Annotated in this window: 6 protein-coding genes; all 6 read left to right on the plus strand. The window is 66.8% G+C overall.

The features are described 5' to 3' along the window. Window positions 1–706, plus strand: a 706-nt coding sequence (locus VMS22_12505; GenBank protein ID HXJ34846.1) for an MFS transporter, incomplete at its 5' end; no start/stop codon positions are given. A gap of 168 nt (window positions 707–874) precedes the next feature. After that, entirely contained in the window at window positions 875–2071 is a 1197-nt protein-coding gene (locus VMS22_12510) for an efflux RND transporter periplasmic adaptor subunit (GenBank protein ID HXJ34847.1), read from the plus strand. A 10-nt stretch (window positions 2072–2081) separates the two neighbouring features. Further along, on the plus strand, window positions 2082–5249 hold the full coding sequence (locus VMS22_12515; protein ID HXJ34848.1) for an efflux RND transporter permease subunit: 3168 nt from the start codon (window positions 2082–2084) through the stop codon (window positions 5247–5249). Further along, window positions 5246–6670, plus strand: a complete 1425-nt coding sequence (locus tag VMS22_12520) for an efflux transporter outer membrane subunit (protein ID HXJ34849.1) — start codon at window positions 5246–5248, stop codon at window positions 6668–6670. The genes VMS22_12515 and VMS22_12520 overlap by 4 nt, the downstream gene beginning before the upstream one ends. A 111-nt stretch (window positions 6671–6781) precedes the next feature. Further along, complete coding sequence (locus VMS22_12525) at window positions 6782–7375, plus strand: hypothetical protein (GenBank protein ID HXJ34850.1); 594 nt, start codon at window positions 6782–6784, stop codon at window positions 7373–7375. Beyond that, on the plus strand, window positions 7372–7806 hold a 435-nt coding region (locus VMS22_12530; GenBank protein HXJ34851.1), incomplete at its 3' end, for an NAD(P)H-binding protein. The genes VMS22_12525 and VMS22_12530, both read left to right, overlap by 4 nt.

Raw genomic sequence — 7806 nt, forward strand, 5'->3', positions numbered from 1 at the left:
GCAAGTCACTAGGAATCCCCTAGCTCATCTCGTCAAGACCGTCGGCCAGGGCCGCTATCTCCTGGTCTTCCTGGCCACGATCTTCATGACCACGGGCGGCTTCATGCTCATGCCCTTTGCCAGCGCCTTCAGCGTCAACAACCTGAAGATCGATTTGGACCACTTACCCTGGGTCTACTTGGCCGCTGGAGTGTCCAGCTTCGCGGCCGGCCCGCTCCTGGGCCGGCTCAGCGACGGGGTCGGCAAGTACCGGCTGTTCAGCATCGGATCGTTCGTGTCCATCGCCATGGTGCTGGTCTACTGCCGGCTCGGCGAGACTCCGCTGGCCTGGGTCATCGCCATCCACGTGCTGCTCTACGGCGCGATCGGCGCGCGCATGATCTCGAGCCAGGCGCTCGTCTCGGAGGTCCCCGAGCTGGCCGAGCGCGGCGCCTTCATGGCGGCGAACGGCTCCGTCGCACAGCTCTCGGGGGGCGTGGCGGCCGCCGTGGCCGGCCTGATCGTGGTGCAGCGTCCGGGGGAGCCTCTCGAGCACTACGACGTTCTCGGCTGGCTGGTGACCATCGCAGCCCTGGTGACCGTCGGTCTCCTGTATCCCATTCAAAAGATGGTGTCGGCCAAGCTGGCCCGAGCCGGACTGGACAGCCGACTCGCTTCTAGCGGCCCGCCCGAGTCGGACGCACCTGCTCAGGCTTCCGCACGCTGAAGAGCGTCGTCGGCGCGGGAATCGAGTGACTAGCGTCCGCGGGTGCCCGACGAGTGCCCAGGTCCGGCGCACGTGCCGGATTCCGGGCACAGGATTCGGCGCGCTGGGTTGCGGCGCCGTTTTGGTCTCTGTCGAGTCGCGGGCACGCAGCTTGCGATTCAAGCGGGCATGCTCGGAGTCACCACCGCAGATCGGGACCGGACACCGAGCGAGCGGTGGGGCCCGAAGCGTGCCTTCTTAGCGACACTCGGCGTTCTCCTGAGCCCTTTCTGGTTTGGCTGCAAGAAAGCGGAGGTACCGCCGCCGCCGCCAGAAGTCCTCGTGAGCGAGGTCGCCCAGAAGGACGTCCCGATCTATACCGAGTGGGTCGGGACGACGGTCGGGTTCGTGAACGCGCAGGTAATGCCGCGAGTCCAGGGCTATCTGCTCAAGCAGGATTATCGCGACGGCGCGCACGTGACAGCGAATCAGCTGCTCTTCGAGATCGACGATCGGCAGTACAAGGCCGCGCTCGACCAGGCTCTCGGCGATCTCGCACAGCAGCGCGCCGATCTCCGGAAGAACCAGCTCGACGTCGCCAAGTACACGCCGCTCGTCGGGCGCGGTGCGGTGAGCCGACAGCAGCTCGACGACGCCGTCCAGTCGACTCACGCGAGCGAAGCCGCCGTAAAGGGCGCCGAGGCCGCGGTGAAGACCGCCCGCTTGAACCTCGAGTGGACGAAGATCTATTCACCGATCGACGGCATCGCCGAGATCGCTCCTGTCCAGGTCGGTGATCTCGTCACACCGGCTAGCGTGCTCACGACCGTTTCCCAGGTCGACCCGATAAAGATCCAGTTTCCGATCACCGAGCGCGAGTATCTCCGCGTCGCCGACAAGATCAAGGAGCACCAGGAGAAGGGACGCGCCGCGGATGAGCCGGATCTCCAGCTGATCCTGGCCGATGACCGCACGTATCCGCTCGTCGGCCACTTCTACGTCACGAACCGTCAGGCCGACAAGCAGACCGGGACAATCCTGGTACAGGCTCTCTTCCCGAACCCGGATGCGACGCTACGACCGGGATTGTACGCGAAGGTCCGCGCTCCAGTGACCGTGCGCGGCGCCCTGCTCGTGCCGGAGCGCGCCGTCGAAGAGACACAGGGCGTGCACCGAGTCGCCGTCGTCGGCGCCGACGACAAAGTGGCGCTGCGCACCGTGAAAGTGGGCGAGCAAGTCGACGGGCTGTGGATCATTGAGGACGGCGTCAAGCCGGGCGAACGCGTCGTGACCGAAGGGCTGGAGAAAGTGCGCGACGGCATCGTCGTGCGCGCGAAGCTGGATACGTCGATTCCGGCCGCGGCCGCAGCGCCTGCGCACGGATAAAGGGGGTGCGGTGTCGCGCTACTTCATCGATCACCCGATCGTCGCGCAGGTCCTCGCCATTCTGGTTGTGATCGCGGGCGGCGTCATGATCTTTCGGCTTCCGGTCGCGCAACTGCCCGAGATCGCTCCGCCGCAGATCCAGACGACCGCCACGTACACCGGTGCCGACGCGCTCACGGTCGAGCAGTCCGTCGCAACGCCGATCGACGAGCAGGTGAACGGCGCCAAGCGGATGATCTACATGCAGGCCATCTCCGCCAACGACGGCACGATGACGCTCCAGGTGTCGTTCGATGTCGAGACGGACATCGACATGGATCAGGTCCAGGTCCAGAACCGGCTTGCACAGGCGCAGGCCAGCCTGCCGACCGCGGTCAATGCCTACGGCCTCACCACGATCCAGACGGCCGGCATCCCGCTGCTCGTCTTCACGGTCACCTCGCCGAACCGAACGTGGGACCAGACGTTCCTCTCCAACTACATCGCGGTCAACGTGCAGGACGAGCTCGCTCGTGTGCCCGGCATCGGACAGGTCCGCGTCTTCGGCGCATCGAACTACGCGATGCGCGTATGGGTGGCTCCGGACACGATCGCGAACATGGGGCTCACGGTCACCGACCTGACCAATGCCATCTCCGCGCAGAACACGGTGAACCCCGCCGGCGAGATCGGGGGCGAGCCGGCGCCGCCCGGACGCGAGCACACGTACACCGTCCGCGCCCGCGGGCGCCTCGTGAACGCCGAGGAGTTTGGAGACATCGTCGTGCGGGCCAACGCCGACGGCTCCCTCGTCCGCCTCCGGGACGTCGCCCGCATCGAACTCGGCGTCGAGAACTACAACATGCAGGCCTACACGAACGGTGCGCCTGCGGCGTTGATCGGCCTGTATCAGGTCCCCGGGTCGAACGCGCTTGGCGCGGCGAACCGCGCGAAGGCCACGATGGCTCGCTTAGCGGACCGGTTCCCGGAAGACATGCAGGCCGACGTGACACTCGACACGACGATTCCGGTAACCGAGGGCGCGAAGGAGATCGTCATCACCCTGGTCGAGGCGATCGGGCTCGTTCTCGTCGTGGTGTTCGTGTTTCTCCAGAGCCTTCGCGCGACGTGGGTTCCGATCCAGACGATCCCGGTGTCCCTGATCGGCACCTTCCTGTTCTTCCCGATGATGGGGTTCACGATCAACACGCTCTCGCTCCTCGGTCTCGTGCTCGCCGTCGGGCTCGTCGTCGACGACGCGATCGTGGTCGTGGAGGCGGTCCAGGCGAAGATCGATGAAGGCCTCTCGCCGCGCGACGCCGCGGTCGCCGCGATGGACGAGGTCGGCGGGGCGGTCGTCGGTATCGCGCTCGTGCTCTCGAGCGTCTTCATTCCCGCGGGCTTCATCCTTGGCATCACGGGCTCGCTCTACCGGCAGTTCGCACTGACGATCGCGTTCTCGGTTTTGCTCTCGGCCGTCAATGCGCTCACGCTCAAGCCTGCGCAGTGCGCCGCGATCCTACGCCCGCGGTCGGACGAAGGGCGGCGCGGACTGCTCGGACCTTTCTTCGCGGTGTTCGATCGCGTTTTCGCGTCGGCGCAGACGGGTTACGTGCACGGCGCGCGCTTCCTCATCCGGCGGGCCGGGCTCGCGTTCCTCCTGCTCGCCGCGTTTGCGGCCCTCGCGGGCGGTCTCGGGAAGGTCTTGCCGCGGTCCTTCATGCCGCAGGAGGACCAGGGCTACTTCCTCGTGAACGTCCAGCTTCCCGAGGCGGCATCGCTGCAGCGGACGAACGCGGTCATGCGGAAGCTCGACGAAATCCTGAAGGGCCAGCCCGGCGTTCACTACATCAATTCGGTGTCGGGGTTCAGCATCCTCTCGCAGACGAGCAGCCCCCGGAGCGGGCTCGCCTTCGTCCAGCTCGCCCCCTACGACGAGCGCGCGACGCCCGAGCTGCAGGCGGACGCCATCGTGGACGCCGTGAACGCAAAGCTGTCGGCGCTCCCCGGGGCGCAGGTCATGGCACTGCTGCCGCCGGCAATTCCAGGCGTCGGGCAGGCCGGCGGCGTCGACTTCTTCATCCAGGACCGCGCTGGTGGCACCGTCGACCACCTGTGGCAGAACACGCAGCGGTTCATCGCCGAGGCGCGCAAACGGCCGGCGATCGCGTTCATGAGAACGACGTTCACGCCCGCAGCACCGCAGCTCTTCGCGCACGTCGACGAAGATCGCGTGTTCAAGCTCGGGTTGCCGATCCAGGACGTGTACGGATCGCTCCAGGCACTGCTCGGCGGCACGTACGTGAACCAGTTCAACCGCTTCGGGCGCGTCTGGCGCGTGTTCGTGGAGGCCGAGCCGCAGTACCGGGCCGACCCGTCGAACGTGAGCCTCTTCCATGTCCGCAACGGAACCGGCGAGATGGTGCCGCTCTCGTCCGTGGTCGACCTGCAGAAGTCGTCCGGCCCCGAGTTCGTGACTCGATTCAATGGATATCGCGGGGTCGAGGTCTTCGCCGTGCCGGCGCGGGGCTACAGCACGGGCCAGGCGATGGCCGCTGTCGCCGCTGTCGCCGACGAGGTCCTGCCGCGCGACATGGGATACGCGTGGAACGGCATGAGCTACCAGCAGTCGATCGCTGGGAGCGGCCTCGGCGTCTTCGCCCTCTCGCTCGTCCTCGTCTTCCTGATCCTCGCGGCGCTCTACCGCAGTTGGTCGCTGCCTTGGACGATCCTGCTCAGCACACCGATCGCGGTCGCGGGAGCGTTCGTGGGGCTCTGGGCGCGCGGGCTCGACAACGACGTCTACGCGCAGGTCGGCCTCCTCATGCTGATCGGCCTGTCCGCGAAGAATGCGATTCTCATCGTCGAGTACGCCAAGTCGGAGCTGGAGAGGGGCGCGTCGCTCGTGGACGCGGCGCTGACCGGCGCGCGCCGCCGGCTCCGCCCGATCCTCATGACGTCATTCGCGTTCATCTTCGGACTGCTGCCGCTCTGGTCGGCGCTCGGCGCCGGCGGCATCGCCCGCAGACTGATCGGCACCGTGACGATCAGCGGCATGCTGTTCTCGACCGCCATCGCGATCTTACTCGTCCCCGTATTGTTCGTAGTCGTCGAGCGTGTGTCGCGGCGCTGGCGTCGACCCGCGGAAGCGGACACATCGAGCCCGACTGACGTCCCCATGGAAGAGCACGGACGGTGACGAGCTGGGGCGTGCGCGCGGCGGTGGCGGCGCTGCTCTCCTTGACGGGATGCGCGCCAGTCACGGCGCCCCACGGCTTCCTCGGCCGACTCTGGAACATCGAGGTCGGCCCCGACTATCAACGCCCGCAGGCCAACACACCGGCGAATTTTCGCGGCCGCATCGAGCCGGCGGACGCGGCCTCGTTCGCCGACCTCCCGTGGTGGCAGGTGTTCGGCGACCCCGTTCTCCAGGCGCTCGTTCACCGGGTGCTCGAGGGCAACTACGACCTCCAGAGCGCTGTCGCGAGCGTCGAGCAAGCCCGCGCGCAGGTCGGCGTCGCGGCGTCGGCTTTTCATCCCCAGGTCGGATATCAGGGGTCGGCAGAGCGCCAGAGGACGTCGGTGCCCAGCGCGACGTTCAATCTCTTCATGGGAGCCTTCAATCTGTCTTGGGAAATCGATGTGTGGGGACGGATTCGTCGCTCCACCGAGCAGGCGCGGGCGCAGTTCCTCGCGAGCGAGGAGGCGCAAAGCGGCGTCATCGTCACACTCGTAAGCGAAGCGGCGACTGACTACTTCCAGCTCCTCGAACTCGATCGCGAACTCGCCATCGCGCGCGAGAGTGCGGAGACCTATCGGCACACGCTCGACGTCTTCACGGCGCGTTATCTCGGCGGGACGGACACGAAGATCTCGACGTCGCGGGCCGACGCAAACCTGCAGTCGAGCCTCGCGCAGATCGCCGCCTTGCAACGGCAAATCACGGAGCAGGAAGACGTGATCAGCGCGCTGCTCGGCACAAACCCGGGCCCGATCGACCGCGGCATGCCACTCGTCGATGAGACGACCCCCGCGACACCACCGGGACTGACGGCCGACCTACTCCGGCGCCGCCCGGATATCCGGCAAGCGGAGCAGAACATGATCGCGGCGAATGCCGCCATCGGGGTGGCGGTCGCGAATTTCTTTCCGACCGTCGGCCTCTCAGCGCTGTACGGCGGGGAGAGCCCGAAGATCGGCAACGTCGTCAAGAACGGCGCAAGCATCTGGAACATTGCCGCGAACGTGACCGGGCCCGTATTCCAAGGAGGTGAGCTGCTCGAGTCGTACTACGCGCAGCAGGCGTTCTGGGACCAGACGATCGCGCAGTACCGCGCGACGCTCGTCGAGGCATTCCGCGAGGTCGCCGACGCGCTCGCCGCGGAGGGGCGACTCGCAGAGGAGCGGACCGCGCAGGAACGTCAGGTGACCGCGCTTCGAGAAGCAGCGGAACTGTCGCTTGCCAGCTATGCCGCGGGCACTTCGAACTACCTGGACGTGCTGGATGCAATGCAGCAGCTCTACCCAGCGGAGGTCGCGCTTGCTCAGACACGGCGCGATCAGCTTCTGGCGGTCGTGAACCTCTACAAGGCACTAGGCGGCGGCTGGGAGAGACCGTAGCGGCGCTTCGCGGGAACGATTGCCCGACTGCAGGACGTCGAGAAGACGATCGCGCCTATCCGCGATCACGCGCTGCCGTTTGAACCTGCCGGGATCCGGCGAATCTGCCGGATGCCAGGCATCGGCTTCGGCACTGGAAGAGTGCCGCGCTTCCCGCTGCTCGGTTGGCGGGCGATAGCTGTGGCACGCGCCTTGCGCTGCGACGGTCCGGAGCGAGGAGCAAGTGCCATGAAATCCAAATCCGCTTCGACACTGCGCGTCTTTCTAGGCTTGATCTTCTTCGTCTCGGGTCTGAATGGGTTTCTCGAATTCCTCCCCCAGCCGCAGATGGAGGGGAAGGCTGGAGAGCTCATCGGGGGTCTCGTCGCCAGCGGGTACTTCTTCCCTCTGCTGTTCGGGATCTACACGATCGCAGGCGTCGCGCTCTTGACCGGCCGCTTCGTGCCACTCGCACTGATCCTGCTTGCGCCGGTCATCGTCAACATCGTCGCCATCCACGTGTTTCTCGCGCCGTCGGGACTTCCTCTCGCGATGGTCGTTCTCGGGCTCGAGCTTTTCCTCGCCTGGTCGTATCGCGCGGCGTTTCGATCCGTGCTGAGCGCGCGAGTGGAGCGCGAGCCGGTGGCGCCCACTGTCCGCTGGCTGGGTGGCGTGAAGGTCGTCCACGAATCCGAGCGAGTCATGAACCAACGGAGTGAAGGATGATCGCCGTCGCCGGTGCATCGGGAATGCTCGGCGGCCTCGTCCTCGACGGCCTGCTCGAGGTCGTCCCGCCGGGTCGGCTCGTGGCCGTGGCTCGCGATCCCGAGAAGGCGGCGCGATTCGCGTCGCGCGGCGTGCAGGTGCGACACGGCGACTACGCGGAGCCGGCGACGCTCGCGCCGGCGCTCGCCGGAGTCGAGCGCCTGCTTCTCGTATCGGGCACGGAGCTCGGCCACCGCGTCGAGAAGCACCGTGCGGTGATCGAGGCGGCCAAGGCCGCCGGTGTCGAACTCCTCGCGTACACGAGCGTGCTGCACGCCGACGCGAGCACCCTGCCGATCGCCGGCGAGCACGAGGCCACCGAAGCGATCCTCCGCGGCTCGGGCAGCCCGTGGGTCGTCCTCCGCAACGGCTGGTACATCGAGAACTACACG

The organism is Candidatus Eisenbacteria bacterium, assembly GCA_035577985.1.
In the GTDB taxonomy this organism is placed as follows: domain Bacteria; phylum Desulfobacterota; class Binatia; order DP-6; family DP-6; genus DATJZY01.

Bases quoted from the DNA above. Each gene is read 5' to 3' on its own strand.
- VMS22_12510 (HXJ34847.1), top strand. From the start codon at position 875: ATGCTCGGAGTCACCACCGCAGATCGGGACCGGACACCGAGCGAGCGG.
- VMS22_12525 (HXJ34850.1), top strand. From the start codon at position 6,782: ATGCCAGGCATCGGCTTCGGCACTGGAAGAGTGCCGCGCTTCCCGCTG.